Source organism: Gryllotalpicola reticulitermitis (assembly GCF_042651345.1).
Classification (GTDB): domain Bacteria; phylum Actinomycetota; class Actinomycetes; order Actinomycetales; family Microbacteriaceae; genus Gryllotalpicola; species Gryllotalpicola reticulitermitis.
Window position 1 is genome coordinate 535736 of the sequence record NZ_JBHSCN010000002.1, and the last position, 18336, is coordinate 554071.

16 protein-coding genes are annotated in these 18336 nt (G+C 68.6%); 5 read left to right on the forward strand and 11 right to left on the reverse strand.

The genetic code is table 11. The features are described from left to right. Positions 1-105 precede the first annotated feature (105 nt). Both ACFOYW_RS03075 and ACFOYW_RS03080 read left to right on the forward strand, forming a co-directional pair. Complete coding sequence (locus ACFOYW_RS03075; protein WP_390227167.1) at positions 106-981, forward strand: carbohydrate ABC transporter permease; 876 nt, start codon at positions 106-108, stop codon at positions 979-981. After that, positions 978-1838 (forward strand): carbohydrate ABC transporter permease, encoded by an 861-nt coding sequence (locus ACFOYW_RS03080; RefSeq protein ID WP_390227168.1) that lies wholly within the window; start codon positions 978-980, stop codon positions 1836-1838. Before ACFOYW_RS03075 ends, ACFOYW_RS03080 begins: the two co-directional genes overlap by 4 nt. Positions 1839-1943: 105 nt before the next feature. On the opposite strand, the gene ACFOYW_RS03085 is transcribed toward ACFOYW_RS03080, so the two are convergent. Further along, positions 1944-4154 (reverse strand): NADP-dependent isocitrate dehydrogenase, encoded by a 2211-nt coding sequence (locus ACFOYW_RS03085; RefSeq protein WP_390227169.1) that lies wholly within the window; start codon positions 4152-4154, stop codon positions 1944-1946. A gap of 163 nt (positions 4155-4317) precedes the next feature. On the opposite strand from ACFOYW_RS03085, the gene ACFOYW_RS03090 reads away from it, so the two are divergent. Both ACFOYW_RS03090 and ACFOYW_RS03095 read left to right on the forward strand, forming a co-directional pair. Next, positions 4318-4770: a GNAT family N-acetyltransferase gene (locus ACFOYW_RS03090; RefSeq protein WP_390227172.1), complete on the forward strand. Its 453-nt coding sequence runs from the start codon at positions 4318-4320 to the stop codon at positions 4768-4770. Next, on the forward strand, positions 4767-5141 hold the full coding sequence (locus ACFOYW_RS03095; protein ID WP_390227173.1) for an MGMT family protein: 375 nt from the start codon (positions 4767-4769) through the stop codon (positions 5139-5141). The genes ACFOYW_RS03090 and ACFOYW_RS03095 overlap by 4 nt, the downstream gene beginning before the upstream one ends. A 135-nt stretch (positions 5142-5276) precedes the next feature. Here the strand turns inward: ACFOYW_RS03095 and ACFOYW_RS03100 are convergent, their stop codons facing one another. Beyond that, positions 5277-7091 (reverse strand): ABC transporter ATP-binding protein, encoded by a 1815-nt coding sequence (locus ACFOYW_RS03100; protein WP_390227175.1) that lies wholly within the window; start codon positions 7089-7091, stop codon positions 5277-5279. After that, on the reverse strand, positions 7088-8977 hold the full coding sequence (locus tag ACFOYW_RS03105) for an ABC transporter ATP-binding protein (protein ID WP_390227176.1): 1890 nt from the start codon (positions 8975-8977) through the stop codon (positions 7088-7090). The genes ACFOYW_RS03100 and ACFOYW_RS03105 overlap by 4 nt, the downstream gene beginning before the upstream one ends. Positions 8978-9094: 117 nt before the next feature. On the opposite strand from ACFOYW_RS03105, the gene ACFOYW_RS03110 reads away from it, so the two are divergent. Next, the gene (locus tag ACFOYW_RS03110; protein ID WP_390227177.1) at positions 9095-9265 is read left to right on the forward strand and encodes a hypothetical protein; all 171 of its coding nucleotides are present in this window, start codon (positions 9095-9097) and stop codon (positions 9263-9265) included. A 182-nt stretch (positions 9266-9447) separates the two neighbouring features. Here ACFOYW_RS03110 and ACFOYW_RS03115 read toward each other — a convergent pair whose 3' ends face one another. The 8 genes from ACFOYW_RS03115 to ACFOYW_RS03150 form a co-directional block, all read right to left on the reverse strand. Next, positions 9448-10626 (reverse strand): dimethylarginine dimethylaminohydrolase family protein, encoded by a 1179-nt coding sequence (locus tag ACFOYW_RS03115; RefSeq protein ID WP_390227178.1) that lies wholly within the window; start codon positions 10624-10626, stop codon positions 9448-9450. A 22-nt stretch (positions 10627-10648) separates the two neighbouring features. Then, on the reverse strand, positions 10649-12295 hold the full coding sequence (purH, locus tag ACFOYW_RS03120; protein ID WP_390227179.1) for a bifunctional phosphoribosylaminoimidazolecarboxamide formyltransferase/IMP cyclohydrolase: 1647 nt from the start codon (positions 12293-12295) through the stop codon (positions 10649-10651). Next, positions 12292-12924, reverse strand: a complete 633-nt coding sequence (purN, locus tag ACFOYW_RS03125; protein WP_390227180.1) for a phosphoribosylglycinamide formyltransferase — start codon at positions 12922-12924, stop codon at positions 12292-12294. Before purN ends, purH begins: the two co-directional genes overlap by 4 nt. A gap of 4 nt (positions 12925-12928) precedes the next feature. Then, on the reverse strand, positions 12929-14212 hold the full coding sequence (locus tag ACFOYW_RS03130; RefSeq protein ID WP_390227181.1) for a cell division protein PerM: 1284 nt from the start codon (positions 14210-14212) through the stop codon (positions 12929-12931). A 143-nt stretch (positions 14213-14355) separates the two neighbouring features. After that, positions 14356-14826 carry a VOC family protein gene (locus ACFOYW_RS03135; protein WP_390227182.1) on the reverse strand — a complete coding sequence of 157 codons (471 nt, stop codon included), beginning with the start codon at positions 14824-14826 and terminating at the stop codon, positions 14356-14358. A gap of 97 nt (positions 14827-14923) precedes the next feature. Next, positions 14924-15832 carry a succinate--CoA ligase subunit alpha gene (gene sucD / locus ACFOYW_RS03140; protein WP_390227183.1) on the reverse strand — a complete coding sequence of 303 codons (909 nt, stop codon included), beginning with the start codon at positions 15830-15832 and terminating at the stop codon, positions 14924-14926. Between the two features lie 14 nt (positions 15833-15846). After that, entirely contained in the window at positions 15847-17010 is a 1164-nt protein-coding gene (gene sucC, locus ACFOYW_RS03145) for an ADP-forming succinate--CoA ligase subunit beta (protein WP_390227361.1), read from the reverse strand. 117 nt (positions 17011-17127) lie between these two features. Continuing rightward, positions 17128-18321 (reverse strand): RimK family alpha-L-glutamate ligase, encoded by a 1194-nt coding sequence (locus ACFOYW_RS03150; RefSeq protein ID WP_390227184.1) that lies wholly within the window; start codon positions 18319-18321, stop codon positions 17128-17130. Positions 18322-18336 lie beyond the last annotated feature (15 nt).

Genomic DNA, 18336 nt, shown 5'->3' on the forward strand with positions numbered 1-18336 from the left:
GCGCCCCCGTTCGCAGTCGACGAGCGCGTGACCGCCGCGGAACCCCCGCGGCGGTCACGCCCGCCTCGTCGGCGCCAGAGTCCGCGTGCTCGCGACACGCGCTTCATGCCCGTGTGGCTGCTCACCCCGGCAGGCATCGTCATCGTCGCGCTCACGGTCGTGCCGATCGTCTTCCTGGTGTTCACCTCGTTCACCGACTTCGACCAGCGGTCGCTGTTCACGGGGGAGTTCGACTTCGTCGGGCTCAAGCAGTACGAGCGCGTCTTCACCGACGGAATGTTCTGGGCGGCGTTCCTTCGCACGGTGTTCTTCACCGGCGCGATGGTCGCGGCATCCGTCGTCATCGGCATGGCCGTCTCTCAGCTGCTCGGCAAAGTGGGCGGCTGGCTGCGCTGGGTGCTCACCTTCGTGCTCATCTGCGCCTGGGCCATGCCCAACGTCGCCTCCTCGCTCGTGTGGGGCTGGATGATCCAGCCCGGCTACGGCGTCGTGAACTGGCTGCTGACGAAGTCGCACCTGTTCGGGGACGTGACCGCGATCAACTGGACGACCAACACCTGGCTCGCGCTCACGGCCATCTGGGCCCTCATCGTCTGGCAGGCGGTGCCGTTCATCGCCCTCACGCTGTACGCGGCGCAGACCCAGGTCGACCAGTCCTACTTCGAAGCGGCACGCCTCGACGGCGCATCCGAATGGCGGATCTACTGGACGATCACGCTCCAGTTCCTGCGCCCGACCCTGCTGCTCATGACGATCCTGTCGATCATCTGGGACTTCAACGTCTTCAACCAGATCTGGCTGATCTCGAAGGGCGGCCCGGACAACTCGACCTCCACGCTGGGCGTCTACGCCTACACGCAGGCGTTCGTCGGCTTCGACATCGGCAACGGCGCGGCCATCTCCATCGTGACGACCGCACTGCTCGTCGTCGTCACCGCCTTCTACATCCGCTCGCTCGTACGCTCCGGGGAGGAACTGTGACCACCACCACAACGATCCGACGGCACCGCCGCGTGCGGCCCGGCCGCGTCGTCGCGACGGTGATCGGCATCGCCTTCGCGCTCGTGTGGATCTTCCCGGTCTACTGGATGGTCAACACGGCGTTCAAGCCGCCCTACGAGGTGACGACCCCGACCCCGCAGTTCTGGCCGCACGTGTTCACGCTGCGCAACTTCCACGCGGCGATCTTCCAGTCGCACTTCTTCGGCGACCTCCGCAACAGCATCATCGTCGTGTTCGGCACGCTGATCATCTCGGTCATTTTCGGGATCTTCGCCTCGGCGGCGCTCTCGCGCTTCAAGTTCCGCGGACGCCGGACGATCCTCGTGTTCATCCTCGGCGTGCAGATGCTGCCGGGCACGGCGCTCCTCATCCCGACGTTCCTGGTGTTCAACCAGCTCGGGCTCATCGGCAGCTACCTCGGCCTGATCCTGGCGTATGTGGCATCCGTTCTGCCGTTCTCGATCTGGGTGATGCGCGGATTCTTCCTCGCGATCCCCTACGAGCTCGAGGAAGCGGCGATGATCGACGGTGCCAGCAGCTGGCAGATCCTGTTCCGGGTGCTGTTCCCGCTCGTCACGCCCGGCGTGATCTCAACCAGCATCTTCGCGTTCGTGTTCGCGTGGAACGACTACCTGACCGCCTACACGTTCATGAAGACGCAGACCATGTACACGCTGCCGGTGTGGCTCGCTTCGTTCTCGACGCCGACCACCGGCACCGACTACGGCGGGCAGATGGCCGCGTCGGTGATCTTCTCGATCCCGGTCGTGGTCTTCTTCCTCATCATTCAGCGCAACCTCGTCTCGGGCATGTCCGCGGGCGCGGTGAAGGGGTAGCGCAGCCGCGCGCCGCCTCGCGCCGCCTCGCGCGCCGGCGCTACAACTGCAGCACCCCGCGCCTCGTATCTGAGGCGCGGGGTGCTGTGCGTGTAGCGCGAGCGCTTAGAACGCGTCGATCGTGCGGTTGAACGTCGCCGAGGGGCGCATGACCGCGGATGCCTTGGCATCGTCGGGGCGGTAGTAGCCGCCCAGGTCGACGGCCGAACCCTGCACCGCGATCAGCTCGGCGACGATCGCCTCCTCGTCGCCGGCGAGCGTCTCGGCGAGCGGCGCGAACGCCGCGGCAAGCTCGGCGTCGTCGCTCTGCTTCGCGAGCTCCTGCGCCCAGTACAGGGCGAGGTAGAAGTGCGAGCCGCGGTTGTCGATCGTGCCGAGGCGGCGACCCGGCGAGCGGTCCTCGTTGAGGAACGTGCCGGTCGCGCGGTCGAGCGTGTCGGCGAGCACCTGGGCCTTGGCATTCCCCTCGTGCTGCGCGAGGTGCTCGAACGACGCGGCGAGCGCGAAGAACTCGCCGAGCGAGTCCCACCGCAGGTAGTCCTCGGCGGCCAGCTGCTGCACGTGCTTCGGCGCGGAACCGCCCGCACCCGTCTCGAACAGGCCGCCACCGGCCATCAGCGGCACGATCGACAGCATCTTCGCCGAGGTGCCCACCTCGAGGATCGGGAACAGGTCGGTCAGGTAGTCGCGCAGGACGTTGCCGGTGACCGAGATCGTGTCCTCGCCCTTGCGGATGCGGTCGAGAGACTTCTGGGTCGCCTCTGCCGGGGCGAGGATGCTGAGGTCGAGGCCCTCGGTGTCGAGCGTCGGAAGGTGAGCGTCGATCTTCTTGATCAACTCGGCGTCGTGAGCGCGGGTCTCGTCGAGCCAGAAGATCGCCGGCATGCCGGACAGGCGCGCGCGGCTCACCGCGAGCTCGATCCAGTTGATGATCGGCGCGTGCTTGGTCTGGCAGGCGCGCCAGATGTCGCCGGCCTCGACCTCGTGCTCGATGAGCGTCTCGCCCGCCGAGTTCAGCACGCGCACCGTGCCGGGCGCTGCGATCTCGAAGGTCTTGTTGTGCGAGCCGTACTCCTCAGCGGCCTGGGCCATCAGGCCCACGTTGGGGACGGTTCCCATGGTCGCGGGGTCGAGCTTGCCGTGCGCCTTGCAGTCGTCGATGGCCGTCTTGTAGACCGAGGCGTACGACGAGTCGGGGATGACTGCGAGCGTGTCCGCCTCGGCACCGTCGGGCCCCCACATGTGGCCGCCGATGCGGATCATGGCGGGCATGGACGCGTCGACGATGACATCGCTCGGCACGTGCAGGTTCGTGATGCCCTTGTCGGAGTTCACCATGGCGAGCTTCGGACCCGCGGCGATCGCCGCGTCGAACGCGGACCGGATCTCCGCGCCGTTCGGCAGCGCGTCAAGACCGGCGAGGATCGCAGCCAGGCCGTCGTTGGCCGACAGGCCGGCCGCGGCGAGGTCAGCGCCGTAGCTGTCGAACACCGGCTTGAAGAACGTCTTCACCACGTGGCCGAAGATGATCGGGTCGGAGACCTTCATCATGGTCGCCTTGAGGTGCACCGAGAACAGCACGCCCGACGCCTTGGCCGCCTCGATCTGGCTTGCAAGGAACTCTTCGAGCTTCGCCGCAGAGAGGAACGTCGCGTCGATGATCTCGCCCTCGAGGACCGGCAGCTTGTCCTTCAGCACGGTGACCGTGCCGTCGGCGGCGGTGTGCTCGATGCGCAGGACGTCGGCGGCGGGGATCGTCACCGACTTCTCGTTCGACCGGAAGTCGTCGTGACCCATGGTCGAGACATCCGTCTGGGAATCGGGATTCCACGTGCCCATCGAGTGCGGGTGAGCCTTGGCGTACGCCTTCACCGCACCCGGCGCGCGCCGATCGGAGTTGCCCTGGCGCAGCACGGGGTTCACAGCGGAGCCCTTGACGCGGTCGTAGCGCGCCGCGAAGTCCTTCTCTTCGTCGCTCGACGGCGACTCGGGGTAGTCGGGGATGTCGTAGCCGAGAGCCTGCAGCTCGACGATCGCCGCCTTGAGCTGCGGCACCGACGCCGAGATGTTGGGCAGCTTGATGATGTTCGCCGTGGGGGCCTCGGCGAGCTGACCGAGCTCGGTCAATGCATCCGCCCCGCGCTGCTCGTCGGTGAGGCGCTCGGGGAACTGCGCGATGATGCGGCCCGCGAGCGAGATGTCGCTCGTCTCCATCTCGACGCCCGCCTTCGCGGCGTAGGCGGAAATGATGGGGAGCAGCGAGTAGGTCGCCATCAGCGGCGCCTCGTCAGTGCGGGTATAGATGATCTTGCTCATGTGCGGGCGACTCCAGACGTCGGAATATGCCAAGTTTTTCAGCCACCGACAGCCTACTAGGCTCGCCGGAACTATCTCGACGTCGAGATATTTATCGCCCTACGAGCGGATGCTGGTCAAAGCCATCTATCCAGCATCCGTGAGCCCCGTTAGTGTGTGTGGCATGGCTGACCTGCGTCTGGAAGACCTCTCCGCGAGCAACATCGCCGCGGCCAACGCGCTCTCCCTCAAGCCCGGCCAGGAGCAGTACGTGACGCCGGTCTCCTACTCGGCCGCCGCCGCCATCATCAACCCGGCCACGTCGTGGCAGCGGGTCGTCATCGACGGCGACGACGTCGTCGCGTTCATTCAGGCAGACTTCGACCCCGAGGCGCCGAGCGAGGAGTTCCGCTCGATCCTCTGGCGTATCAACGTCGACGCTGAAGACCAGGGCCGCGGCGTCGGCCGCTTCGCCGTCGAGGCGCTCGCCGATGAGGCGCGCCGGCGCGGCCTCGACACGCTCTACGTGATCTGGGAACCCGGCGAAGACGGCCCTGAGGCGTTCTTCCTGCGCACCGGCTTCGAACGCAGCGGCACCACCGACTACGGCGACACGATCGGCAAGCGCGAGCTGTGACCGCGGCGCGGCCGCGCGCCTCTGACGACGATCGGCGCCCCCTGCGGGCGTACGACGCCGCCGGGCAGTTCGAAGCGGATGCTTTCGCCGAGGCCGTGCTCGACCTCGTCGCCCAGATCCCGCCGGGCCTCGTCATGAGCTACGGCGCAATCGCGGCCGAGCTCGGGTCGCGCGCCTCGCGCCAGGTCGGCAAGGTCATGGCGCACAGCGGCCACGAGGTGCCCTGGTGGCGCGTCGTGCACGCCGACGGCCGACCGGCCGACGGCCACGAGGCCGAGGCCCTGGAGCACTTCCGCTCCGAGGGCACTCCCCTGCGCCATCGGTCGGCCGACTACCGGGTGTCCATGCGCGAGGCCCTCTGGCGCCCCTAGCGCGCGCAGTGTGTCTGAGCGTCGCGACTGTGCCCGAATGGCGCAACTGTGCCCGATACAACGGCAACAGTTGCGCCATTCAGGCACACTTTGCGCGGCCGGGCGCGAGGGTGCGCCACCGCGCGCGACCGGCGGCTACACGAGGCTGTCGCGCCAGGCCGCGTGCAGCTGGGCGAAGCGACCCGTGCCGCCGATGAGGTCGACGGGGGCGCCGTCTTCGACGATGCGGCCGTGCTCCATCACGAGGACCCGGTCGGCGATCGCGACCGTCGAAAGGCGGTGCGCAATGATGACGGCCGTGCGGTCCGCGAGCAGGGTCTGCAGCGCCTGCTGCACGAGCCGCTCGCTCGGGATGTCGAGCGACGACGTCGCCTCGTCGAGGATGAGCACCGCCGGATCGGCGAGGAACGCCCGAGCGAAGGAGATCAGCTGCCGCTGCCCCGCCGACACGCGACCGCCGCGCTTGTTCACGTCGGTGTCGTAGCCGTCGGGCAGCGCCGAGATGAACTGGTGCGCACCGACCGCCTCCGCCGCCCGGACGATCTCGTCGATCGTCGCGTCGGGCTTGCCCAGTGCGATGTTGTCGGCGACCGAGCCGGAGAACAGGTACGCCTCTTGCGTGACCATGACGATCGCCCGGCGCAGATCTTCCGACGACAGCTGACGCAGATCGACGCCGTCGAGCGACACGCCGCCGGCCGACGGGTCGTAGAAGCGCGATACGAGCTTCGCGAGCGTGGACTTGCCCGCGCCCGTCGAGCCGACGAGCGCGATCGTCTGTCCGGCCGGCACATCGAGGTCGAAGCGCGGCAGGATGTCGCGCCCCGGCTTGTAGTGGAAGGACACGCCGGCGAACCGCACGTGACCGTGGGCCCCGTCGAGCCGCGTGGGATGCTCGGGCTCGGGCACGCTCGGCTGCTCTTCGAGAACTCCCGAGATCTTCTCGAGCGCCGCCGCCGCCGACTGATACGAGTTGTAGAACATCGCCATCTCTTCCATGGGGTCGAAGAAGCGACGCGCGTACAACAGCACCGACAGCAGCGAGCCGATCGCGAGCGAGCCGTCGGCGACCCGGAAGCCGCCGATGAGCAGCGCGATCGCGACGGTGATGTTGCCGATCATCACCAGGCCCGGATCGAAGATTCCGAACAACTGGATCGTCTTGGCGTTCACATCGCGGTAGTCCTCGACGAGCTCGCCGAACTCGCGCTCGTTGCGGCGCTCCTTCCGGAACGCCTTCACCGCACGGATGCCGGTCATCGTCTCGACGAAGTGCACGATGAGCTTCGCCGACGCAACGCGCTGGATGCGGAAGTACATCTGTGAGCGCTTCTGGAACCAGCGGATCAGGAAATACAGCGGCACGAGCGAGCACAGCAGCACGATTCCGGAGACCCAGTCGACCGTGAAGATCGCGATCGCGATGAACCCCGAGTAGAGCACGCCCTGCACGAGCTGGTTGATGCCCGAGTCGAGCAGATCGCGGATCGAGTCGAGATCGCTCGTCTGCCGCGAGATGATGCGGCCCGAGGTGTAGGACTCGTGGAACTCGAGGCTGAGGCGCTGGGTGTGCAGGAACGTGCGCGTGCGCAGGTCGATCAGGATCGCCTGGCTGATCTGAGCCGACGACACCGTGTACCAGCTGATCGACAGCGCACCGCCGACACCGGTCACGAGGTATGTCAGCGCAGTCCAGGCGAGCGGCGCCCAGTCATGCGAGCGCAGCGCGGCGAGGCCCTGGTCGATGCCGATACCGATCAGCGCGGGGCCGGCGACCTGCAGGATCGTCGAGATCACGACGACGATCAGCGTGACGATCACGCGCGTCTTCATCGGCGCGATGAGCGACCCGAGCAGGCGCATCGAACGCTGCCGGATAGCACGCGACTCGTCCTTCGACAGGTCGCTGCGATCTTCGCCGGCGACGCCGGTCAGTGTCACAGTAGTCATGCGTCCACCCCCTTGTTGTTCAGATCCGACGCTTGTGCTGCGCCGCCGGAGAGCTCCTCTTCCAGCGACGAGATCACGAAGCTGTAGTGCTCGTTGCGCGCGAGCAGCTCGCTGTGGGTGCCGACATCGGTCACACGCCCGTTCTCGAGCAGCGCCACGCGGTCGGCGAGCATCACCGTTGACGGGCGGTGGGCCACGATGAGGGCGGTCGTTCCGTCGAGCACCCGGTGCAGGCGCTCGGTGACGCGCGCTTCGGTGTCGACATCGAGCGCGGACAGCGGGTCGTCGAGCACCAGGATGCTCGGCTTCGCCGCGACCGCACGCGCGAGCGCGAGCCGCTGCCGCTGGCCGCCGGAGAGCGAGAGCCCCTCCTCGCCGACCTTCGTGTCGACGCCCTCGGGCAGGTCGTACGCGAACGATGCCTGCGCCACCTCGAGCGCCTCGGCGAGCTGCGCCTCGGCCGCCTTCACGGTCGCGGGGTCGTCGCCGAGCAGCTCGGGGCGGCCGAGCAGCACGTTGTCGCGCACCGAGGTCGAGAACAGCGTCGCGTCTTCGAATGCCATGGCGACCCGCGCCCGCAGCTCCTCGAGAGTGAGATCGCGGATGTCGACGCCGTCGATGCGGATCGCGCCGCCGGTCACGTCGTAGAGGCGCGGCACGAGCGACGTGAGGGTCGACTTGCCCGAGCCGGTCAGGCCCACGAGCGCCATGGTCTCGCCGGGGCGCACCGTGAGGTCGATGCCGTTGACGAGGTCGGGGAAGCGATCAGGCGCGTCTTCGTAGCGGAAGTGCACGTCGTCGAACACCAGCTCGCCGTGCGGCTCGGCGATGTGAGCCGGCTGCGCCGGGTCTTCGATGTCGTTCGGCGTCGACATGACGTCGAAGAACCGGTCGACCGCGGTACGCGTGTCGAAGGTCATCGACAACAGGAATCCGATCGACTCGATGGGGAAGCGCAGCACGGTGGCCGTCGCGAAGAACGCGAGCAGCTGGCCGACGGTCAGCTGACCCGACGACACCAGCCACACGCCGAGCGCGAGGCAAACGGCGAACGCGACATCGGGAACCATCAGCAGCCACAGCCACAGACCGGCGACCGCGCGCGCCTTCTCGAGCTCGGTGCCGCGCAGCTGCTCTGCCTGCGCACGGAACCCCGCGAGCGCATGCCGCCCGCGACCGAACGCCTTCAGCACGCGGATGCCGTGCACGGATTCCTCGACCGCCGTCGCCAGGTCGCCCTGCTGGTCTTGCGAGCGCCGCGCCACGACGTGGTACTTCCGCTCGAAGAAGAAGCCCGCCACCCACAGCGGGATCGAGAGCACGATCATGACGATCGCGAGCAGCCAGTGGTAGTAGAACAGCACCGCGAAGCCGACGACGATCGTGACGATGTTCACCACGAACAGAACGAGCCCGAACGAGAGCCAGCGACGGATCAGGTTCAGATCGCTCACCGCGCGGGACAGCAGCTGCCCGCTCGGCCACCGGTCGTGGAACGACACCGGCAGGTTCTGCAGCCTGGCGTAGAGGCTGTTGCGGAGCGTCGCCTCGACCCTGGTGCCGGGAGTCAGCACGAACCAGCGGCGCAGCGAGATGAGCACCGCCTCGGCGATGCCGAGCACGAGGATGCCGAGCGCTGCGTAGAGCACCCCGATGCGGTTGCCGCCCGGGTGCAGCAGCGTGCCGTCGACGAGGCGCTCGAGCACGAGCGGAATCGCGAGCGAGACGAGCGACGCGAGCAGAGCGGCGACCATGCCGAGCGTGACTCTGCGCATGGCCGGGCGCATGTAGGGGTACAGGCGCGAGATCGAGGCGAAGGTGCTGAGGTCGTCACCGCTCTCGTGCCGAGGGGTCGAATGGGACTGTTGCTGGGTTTGGGCAGACATGAATCAGGCAATTCTTTGTGGGAGTTGTCATCGATGCTTCCGCATGCCACCGACACTGGTGCCGTCAGTCGATGGGGCGGAAGATGACGCGCGAATGCGCGAGCAGGGAAGAAGCGAATGCCGCGAGCTGACGCGGCGACGTCGTCAGCCGGCGCGGCGGGCGGACTGCGGACCGGCGGCAGCGACCCCGGCGTGGAGGTGGCCGACAACACCGGCGACAACGTTCGTCGTGTCAAGCGCGGTGTTATACATTTCGGCCTCCTGAGCGAGCAGCACTACGTTCCGTAACGCTTCCCGGGCGACCCGTCGCACACGCGAAGCGAATTCTCAGGCTAGCGCGCTAGCGGCCGCGACGACAAGTGTTGCCGAAGAGAACGTCGGGGAAAATCACGACGCAACTCGGCCCGCGAGCCGGCGAGCATTCAGCTCGACACCGATCAGCTCAGCACCGGTCCCTCGGCACCGATCCCTCAGAGCCGGATCGACAGGCAGCCCGCAGAGCCCTCGATCTTCTCGAACTCCGACAGATCCACCTTCACCACCGTGTAGCCGAGGTCGGCGACGAGCTCGGCCGTGCCGGGGGACGACGCCGGAACCAGCACGGTCTTCTCGTCGAGCGCGACGATGTTCGCGCTGTTGCCGACCGGCACCCTGATCGAACGCCCGAACAGGCTCGGGTCGATCTCAGGACTCGAGTACAGCACGGTGCCATCGGGCAGCGCGGCGGCCGAGGTGCCGAGGTGCAGGCCGCCCTGCAACGGCACCGCGACGACCGCGAGGTCGAGCCCCGCCATGGCGATCACCTCGCGCAGCTGACGGATGCCGTCGGCATCCGTTCGCTCGCTGCGCCCGACGTACAGCGTGTCGCCGACCCGCACGACGTCGCCGCCGTCGAGTGTTCCGGGCGCCTCGAGCTCGTACAGCGTGAGCCCCTGCTCGCGCAGCTTGTCGCCAACGGCAGCCACCTCGGCGCGCCGCGACTCGGCGCCCGGGCGGGTCAGCACAGCGACCGAGCGCGACAGCACGACCGCGGTGTCCTCGACGAAGACCGAGTCCGCGAGCCTGTCGGCCGGCGCGACCTCGACCGTCTGCCAGCCCGAGCCGGCGAAGGCGGCGACGTAGTCGTCCCACTGCTTGTCGGCGAGGTCGCGATCGACCAGGGTGCGCGGAATGTGCGTGACGAGTCCCTCGGCGAGGTTCGACGCGGGCACCCGCACGAACACGACGCGGCCGCGAGAGGCAGGGCGCGCGATCCAGAGCTTCCACACCCGCCGGCCGAGGAGTGCGCCGGTCACGGTCGAGGCGACGATGAAGAACAGGTAGAAGCCGACGACCTGGTCGAGGTACTTCACCAGCTGCCCCTGTGCCGTCACGAGCCCGCCGACCGCCGCTCCGAGCAGGCCGCCCACGAGGCTCGCGAGCAGCGCGACCCACCAGCTCGAGAACGAGTCGATGAGGCCGGCCAAGAGCACCACGATGAGCAGCACGAGCGCCGGAATGCCGAAGTACAGGGCGTACGAGCTGATCGCCTGCAGGCTCAGCGAGTTGACCATGTACATCGCGAGCTCGGTGGTGCCGAACGCCACGAGCGCCGTCGCGAGCGCGGCCAGGAAGGAAGCGGTGAGCCGTCGGCTCCAGGGGATCGTCATAGTCGTTTCAGGTGTGTCTCTTTTAGTGGAAGAAGTGGCGCTCGCCGGTGACGTACATCGTGACGCCCGCGGCCTTGGCCGCGGCGACCACCTCGTCGTCACGGATCGAGCCGCCCGGCTGGACGATCGCCTTGACCCCGGCATCGATCAGGATCTGCGCGCCGTCGGCGAACGGGAAGAACGCGTCGGACGCGGCGACCGACCCACGGGCGCGTTCCGCGCCGTCGGCGAGAGTGTTGGCGCGCTCGACGGCCAGGCGGCACGAGTCGACGCGGTTGACCTGCCCCATGCCGACGCCGACGGATGCCTGATCGGCAGCCAGCAGGATCGCGTTCGACTTCGCCGCCCGGCACGCGCGCCACGCGAACTCGAGGTCGGCGAGCGTCGCAGCATCCGCCGCCTCACCGGCGACGAGCTGCCACTCGTCGGACAGGGCGCCGCTGGGGAAGACATCCGCCTGCTGCACGAGCACGCCGCCCGAGATCTGGCGGTATTCGTAGGGCGCCCGCGCGAAGTCGGCGGGGAGCTTCAGAATGCGCAGGTTCTTCTTCGTCTGCAGCAGCTCGAGCGCCGCCGGCTCGTAGTCGGGGGCAACGATGACCTCGGTGAAGATGCCCTTCACCGTCTGGGCCAGCGCGAGCGTCACCGTGCGGTTCGCTGCGATCACGCCGCCGTACGCGCTCACCGGATCGCAGGCGTGCGCCTTGCGGTGCGCCTCGGCGATGTCCGCGGCGCTCGCGATGCCGCACGGGTTCGCGTGCTTGATGATGGCGACGGCGGGCTCGGCGAAGTCGTACGCGGCGCGCAGGGCTGCATCGGCGTCCGTGTAGTTGTTGTAGGACATCTCCTTGCCGCCGAGCTGCTCGGCCTGCGCGATGCCCGTACCCGACTGCAGGTCGCCCTGAGCGCCGTCGAGGTAGATCGCGGCCGCCTGGTGCGCGTTCTCGCCATAGCGCAGCACGTTCTGCAGGGTGCCCGTGACGGTGACGGATGCGGAGAAGCCGGAGTCTGCAGCACTGGCGTTCGCCCCATCCGTCGCCGCGACGTGCTGGGTGAACCACGCCGCCACCGCCGCGTCGTAGTCGGCCGTGTGCTGGAACGCCTTCGTGGCGAGGTTCCCGCGCAGGGCGAGCGACGTGCCGCCCGAACGCACCGCGGCGATCACCTCGGGGTACGAGCCCGGCGAGACGACGACCGCGACATTGGCGAAGTTCTTGGCGCTCGCCCGCACCATCGCCGGGCCGCCGATGTCGATCTGCTCGACGGCGTCGTTGCCCTCGGCGCCGGCCGCGATGGTCTCTTTGAAGGGGTACAGGTTGACGACCACGAGCTCGAACGGCGCGATGCCGAGTTCGGCGAGCTGCTTCTCGTGGTCTTCGAGCCGCAGGTCGGCGAGCAGCCCCGCATGCACGGCCGGGTGCAGCGTCTTCACGCGGCCGCCGAGCGACTCGGGGAAGCCGGTGAGGTGCGCGACGTCGGTCACCTCGATGCCGAGCGAGCGGATGCTTGCCGCCGTCGACCCGGTCGAGACGAGCTCGACGCCCGCATCGGCGAGCGCTCGCGCGAGCACCTCGAGGTCGGTCTTGTCGGAGAGCGAGATGAGGGCGCGGCGCACGGGCACCACGTCGCGCTCGCGGTAGAGGCTCGGATCTGCGGCATGTGCACTCATGGTCTGGACTCCTCTGGTGTGATGGCGCGCCGCCCGGACAGGGCCGCGTCGGCGAGGTCGAGCGTTCCGTTCGCGATGTCGAGCACGGCCTGGATCAGCAGGCGCCGCTCGACGGGCTTGATGCGCGCGTGCAGGGTGGTCTCGTTGTCGCCGGGCACGACTGCGACGCGTTCCCGCGCGATGATGGGCCCGGTGTCGACACCGTTGTCGACGACGATGATGCTGGCGCCGCTCTCACTCGCCCCGGCTTCGAGCGCGTCGCGCACGGCGCGCGGCCCCGGGAACTCCGGCAGGAAGGCCGGGTGGGTGTTGATGAGATTCGGCGCGAGCGCGGCGACGACCGCCGGCGGCAGCAGGCGCATGAAGCCCGACAGAATCACGAGGTCAGGGCGCCACAGCTGAATCTGCTCCAGCAGCGCGTCGCCCCACGCCTCTCGGGACCCGAAACTCGACAGCGCGACCTCGAACGTCGGAACGCCGAACTCCTCGGCGTGCTCGAGCCCCTCGGCCTCGGGGCGGTCCGTGCCGACCGCGACCACCCGCGCGGGGAACTCGGCGTCGGCCGCGGCATCGAGCAGGGCACGCAGGTTCGACCCGCCGCCGGAGATGAGCACGACGACCGAGAGCACCCCGCTAGCCTACCGGCGGTCCGACGGGTTCCTTTTCCGGGGCGGGCGCCTCGCGCTGCGCAGCCCGCGCGAGCGGAGTCCACTCCATCGACTGATTGCGCAGATGGGCGGCCGTCAGGCCGATGGCCGTGCCGACGCCGAGTTCGATGCCGCCGAACAGCCCGACCGCCCACGGCACCGGCCCGAGGTGCGCGAGCATCCCTGGCGCGAGCGTGCCGCCCGACCACCAGCCGAGCAGTGCGATGATCGCGCCGCCGATGATCGCGACGCCGAGGGCGGTGAGCGCGAGCTCGAGCGGCCCGTCCGCGACGGCGCGCGAGCCGGACAGGGCGCGATGGGTCAGGAATCCGATCACCGCCGCCGCCAGCACCGGAACGGCGAGCGCGACGAACGCGACCGCCGACGTGTGCTGCGGCACGATCGCCATCAGCGGGATCCCGGGCAGACTGGTGGACAGCCCCGAGCCGGGCGCGACGGGCACCGCGCCGCCGAGCGCAAAGCCGGGGCCGATGAGCCACGACATCGCCCACAGGATCGCGTTCGGCAGGAACGCAGCCTGGGCGAGCGTCAGGGTGACCCCGCCGAGATAACCGGACTGCAACGCCTCGTACAGGCCGACCGCCTTGCCGAAGTGGGTGACGAGCAGAAGAGCGACAAGCACAGCAGATGCCGCGACGAGCAGCGCGACCGAGCCGACCGCACCGCGCACCGCGGCGCCCACCACCGCGCGCGCCGTCGGGCCGAGGCGTCGGGCGATCCAGCTCGGAACGTGCTCGCGCTCACGCGCCCAGTCGAGGCCGATGCCAAGCGCGACGCCCGCGGCGAAGGTGAGGCCGGCGATGAACGCGGCCTGCTTGGACGCAGGCGAGACGATCGTGGTCTGCGCGCTGAGCGCGACGAACCACGCGATGAGCGCGAACACGACGACGGATGCCACGCCGCCGGTCAGCACGAAGGGCGTCTCAGCGGCCCGCCTCCCCACTCGCGCACCCATGATGAAGGTGAACAGCGCGACGCCGAGCGCCGCGATCGTCACGGTGAACGGTGCGACGGCCCCCGGAAGGCCGAGGGACAGCGCGGTCGCTTGCCCGAGGTCGACGTGCAGGTCGACGCCGAGACCGAGCAGCCAGGCATCCGCCGCCGCACGCCAGAACGTGCCCCAGCTCGTCTCCATGTGGTACTGCAGCGCCCACACCACCGTCAGGGGCGCGAGGGCCACGCCGATGCCGATCGCCGCCGTGATCACCGCCTCGAATGCGGCAAGGAACACGACGAGAGGACGGGTCATGAGGCGAGGGTAACGGCGAGCTCCCCGCGGCCCCGGGTGCCTCGCCGGGTTGCCGTGTGGCGCTCAGGTGAGCCGCACGCACTCAAGTGCACTCCGCGTCGCAGCGCCCGGCGCAGCCGAGTCCATTCGGCGCATTCGGGGCCTCAGCCGTCGAATGCCGCCTGGAGCGCGCCGAGGTCCAGCTTGGCCATTCCGAGCATCGCCCGCACCGTCCGGTCCACGGCGGCGCGATCGTCCGATGCATAGAAGTCCCAGAGCTGCTTCGGCACGATCTGCCAGCTCTGGCCCCACCGGTCGAACAGCCAGCCGCACTGGCTCGGCGCACCGCCGTCGGCGATCAGCGCATCCCACAGCCGGTCGATCTCGGCCTGCGACTCGACCTCTACGAAGAAGGAGAACGCCGGGGTCGGCTTGATCGCGTCACCGCCGTTGATCGCGTAGTACTCGCGCCCTTGGAGCTCGAACGCCAGGGTATAGACGCCGCTCTGCATCGCGCCGTCCTGGGGGAATCCCTGCACCCAGAGCACACGCGCGTCGTCGAACAGCGAGACGTAGTACTCGGCGGCCTCTTTTGCGCCGTCGACGTACCAGAGGAACGGGGTCACCTTTGACATGGCTCGCAAGCTACTCGCGACGGCGGGCAGCCAAAAGGGCGAGGGGCACACGATTTCACCGAAACCGTGTGCCCCTCGGGCGAATGTGTGCCGCTCGCTACGCGTTTGCCCCCGCAAAGACCTCGCGAAGAAGCTGCGCGGTCTCGCTCGGGGTCTTGCCGACCTTGACGCCGGCGGCCTCGAGCGCTTCCTTCTTGGCCTGGGCGGTGCCCGCGGAGCCCGAGACGATCGCGCCGGCGTGGCCCATCGTCTTGCCCTCGGGCGCGGTGAAGCCCGCGACGTAGCCGACGACGGGCTTCGTCACGTTCTCCTTGATGAAGGCCGCGGCGCGCTCTTCGGCGTCGCCGCCGATCTCGCCGATCATGACGATCGCCTTCGTCTCAGGGTCGGCCTCGAACGCGGCGAGCGCGTCGATGTGCGTGGTGCCGATGATGGGGTCGCCGCCGATGCCGATCGCGGTCGAGAAGCCCAGGTCGCGCAGCTCGTACATCATCTGGTAGGTCAGGGTGCCCGACTTCGAAACGAGGCCGATCGGGCCCTTGCCGGTGATGTTCGCCGGCGTGATGCCGACGAGCGACTCGCCCGGCGTGATGATGCCGGGGCAGTTCGGGCCGATGATGCGGGTCTTGTTGCCCTTCGCCTTGGCGTGCGCCCATGCCTCGGCGCTGTCGCCGACCGGGATGCCCTCGGTGATGATCACGAGCAGCGGGATCTCGGCATCGATGGCCTCGATGATCGCGTCCTTCGAGAAGGCGGGCGGCACGAAGGCGATCGACACGTCGGCGCCGGTCTTCTCGATCGCCTCGGCGACGGTGGCGAAGACGGGCAATTCGACCGGCGACCCGTCGGCCGTGGTGTGCGAGACGGTGGTGCCTGCCTTGCGCGCGTTGACGCCGCCGACGACCTGGGTTCCGGCCTTCAGCATGAGAGCCGTGTGCTTGGTGCCCTCGCCGCCGGTGATGCCCTGGACGATGACCTTGGAGTCCTTGTTGAGGAAGATCGACATCGTTCTGTCCGTCCTTACTTCGACGCCAGTTCGGCGGCCTTGTCGGCGCCCGAGTCCATCGTGGTGGCCAGGGTCACGAGCGGGTGGTTTGCGGCGGTCAGGATGGCGCGGCCCTCCTCGACCTGGTTGCCGTCGAGCCGCACCACGAGCGGCTTGTTCGCCTCCGAGCCCAGGATCTCGAGGGCCTTCACGATGCCGTTGGCGACGGCGACGCAGGAGGTGATGCCGCCGAAGACGTTGACGAACACGCTCTTGACCTGTGGGTCGCCGAGGATGACGTCGAGGCCCGCGGCCATGATCTCGGCCGAGGCGCCGCCGCCGATGTCGAGGAAGTTGGCGGGCTTCACGCCGCCGTGCGCTTCGCCGGCGTAGGCGACGACGTCGAGCGTCGACATGACGAGGCCCGCGCCGTTGCCGATGATGCCGACCTCGCCGTCGAGCTTCACGTAGTTGAGGTCGTTCTGCTTGGCCTTCGCCTCGAGCGGGTCGGCGGCGGATGCGTCGACCAGAGCTTCGTGCTCGGGGTGGCGGAACGCGGCGTTGTCGTCGAGCGACACCTTGCCGTCGAGGGCCACGATGTCGCCCGCACCGGTCAAGACGAGCGGGTTGACCTCGACGAGCGTCGCGTCTTCGCCCTTGTAGACGTTGTAGAGCTTGACGAAGACCGGCGCGACCTTGTCGACGAGCTCGGCCGGGAACTTCGCGGCGACCGCGATCTCCTTCGCCTTCTCGAGCGGCAGGCCCTCGGCCGGGTTGACCTCGACGCGAGCGAGCGCCTCGGGGCGCTCGACGGCGAGCTCTTCGATCTCCATGCCGCCCTCGAAGGACGACAGCGAGAGGTAGGAGCGATTGGCCCGATCGAGCAGCACGGAGAAGTAGTACTCCTGCTTGATGTCGGCGCCCTCCGCGACCATGACGCGCTTGACGACGTGGCCCTTGATGTCGAGGCCGAGGATCGACTGCGCAGCCGTGTACGCATCGTCAGGGGTCTTCGCGACCTTGACGCCGCCCGCCTTGCCACGGCCGCCGGTCTTGACCTGCGCCTTCACGACGGTCACTCCGCCGAGTGTCTCGGACGCCGCCCGCACCTCATCGGGAGTGTCGGCGATGATGCCCTTCAGAACGGGCACCTCGTACTTCTCGAACAGGTCTCGGGCCTGGTACTCGTACAGATCCACTGTCATCCATTTCTCTCGACATCGAGACAATTCCGCACCCCAGCCTACCCCGGCACTGTGGCCGGCCGACCAATCAGTGCACTGTGCGGAACGCGGGCTTCGGCGGGTCCCGCGGCGCTATTCCTCGAGCGGAATCGGGTGCTTCGGCAGCTTCTTGACGCGTGGCCGGCGCTTCGGCCGCTCGGGGATCATCGACCGCATCTCCTCGACCCGGCCCCAGCACAGCAGCCGGTCCTCCGCCTCGAGTCGCTCGCGGAAGCTCGGGTTCGGGATGACCTGCGTGCCGCGGTGCACGGTGAGCACCGTGATGTCGCGTTCGCGCAGGCCGGAGTCGCCGATGGTCGAGCCGACCAGATCGGCGTCGCCGTGCACGACGAGTTCCGCGACGCCATAGCCGGTCGACACGGAGAGCCGCTCGCGCACGTCGATCTGCGGGAAGGCGACCTGGTTCGCGATGTAGTCGATGATCGCGCCGGCGACGTCGAGCTTGGTCGCGGTCTCGATGCCCTCGAGGCCGGGCGACGAGTTGACCTCCATCACGAGCGGTCCGAGCTCGCTCTCGAGCATGTCGACGCCCGCGACCTTGAGTCCCATGATCTGCGCGGCGCGCACGGCGGTGCGCGCGTACTCCTCGTCGAGCTCGACCCGCTCGACCGACCCGCCGCGGTGCACGTTCGAGCGGAACTCGCCGCCCTTCGCGGTGCGGCGCATCGCCGCGACGACGCGGTCGCCGACGACCAGGGCGCGCACATCGCTTCCCCGCGACTCACCGATGAAGCGCTGGATCAGCACGTTCTGCCTGGCCGACTGCAGCGTCTCGATGATCGCCTCGGCGACCTTCATCTCGGGGGCGAGGATCACCCCGATGCCCTGCGTGCCCTCGATCAGCTTGAGCACGACCGGTGCGCCACCGACGCGCTCGATGGCGGCGACGACGTCGGCCCGGTTGCGCACGAACGCCGTCGGCGGCATGGCGACACCGTGCCGGGACAGGATCTGGTTCGCGCGCAGCTTGTCGCGCGAGTTGCTGATGCCGTTCGCCGTGTTCGGCGTGTACACGTCCATCTGCTCGAACTGGCGCACGACCGCCGTGCCGTAATAGGTGATCGAGTTGCCGATACGCGGGATCACGGCGTCGTAGTCGGAGAGCTGGCGCCCGCGGTACAGCAGATCAGGGACTTCGGCTGACAGGTCGATCGCGAACCGCAGGGTGTTCAGCACCTTCGGGTCGTGACCACGTTCGACGGCGGCGGCGCGCAGGCGCTGGGTGCTGTAGCTGCGCGGCGCGCGCGACAAAATGGCGATCTTCACTCGTATTCCTGTTGG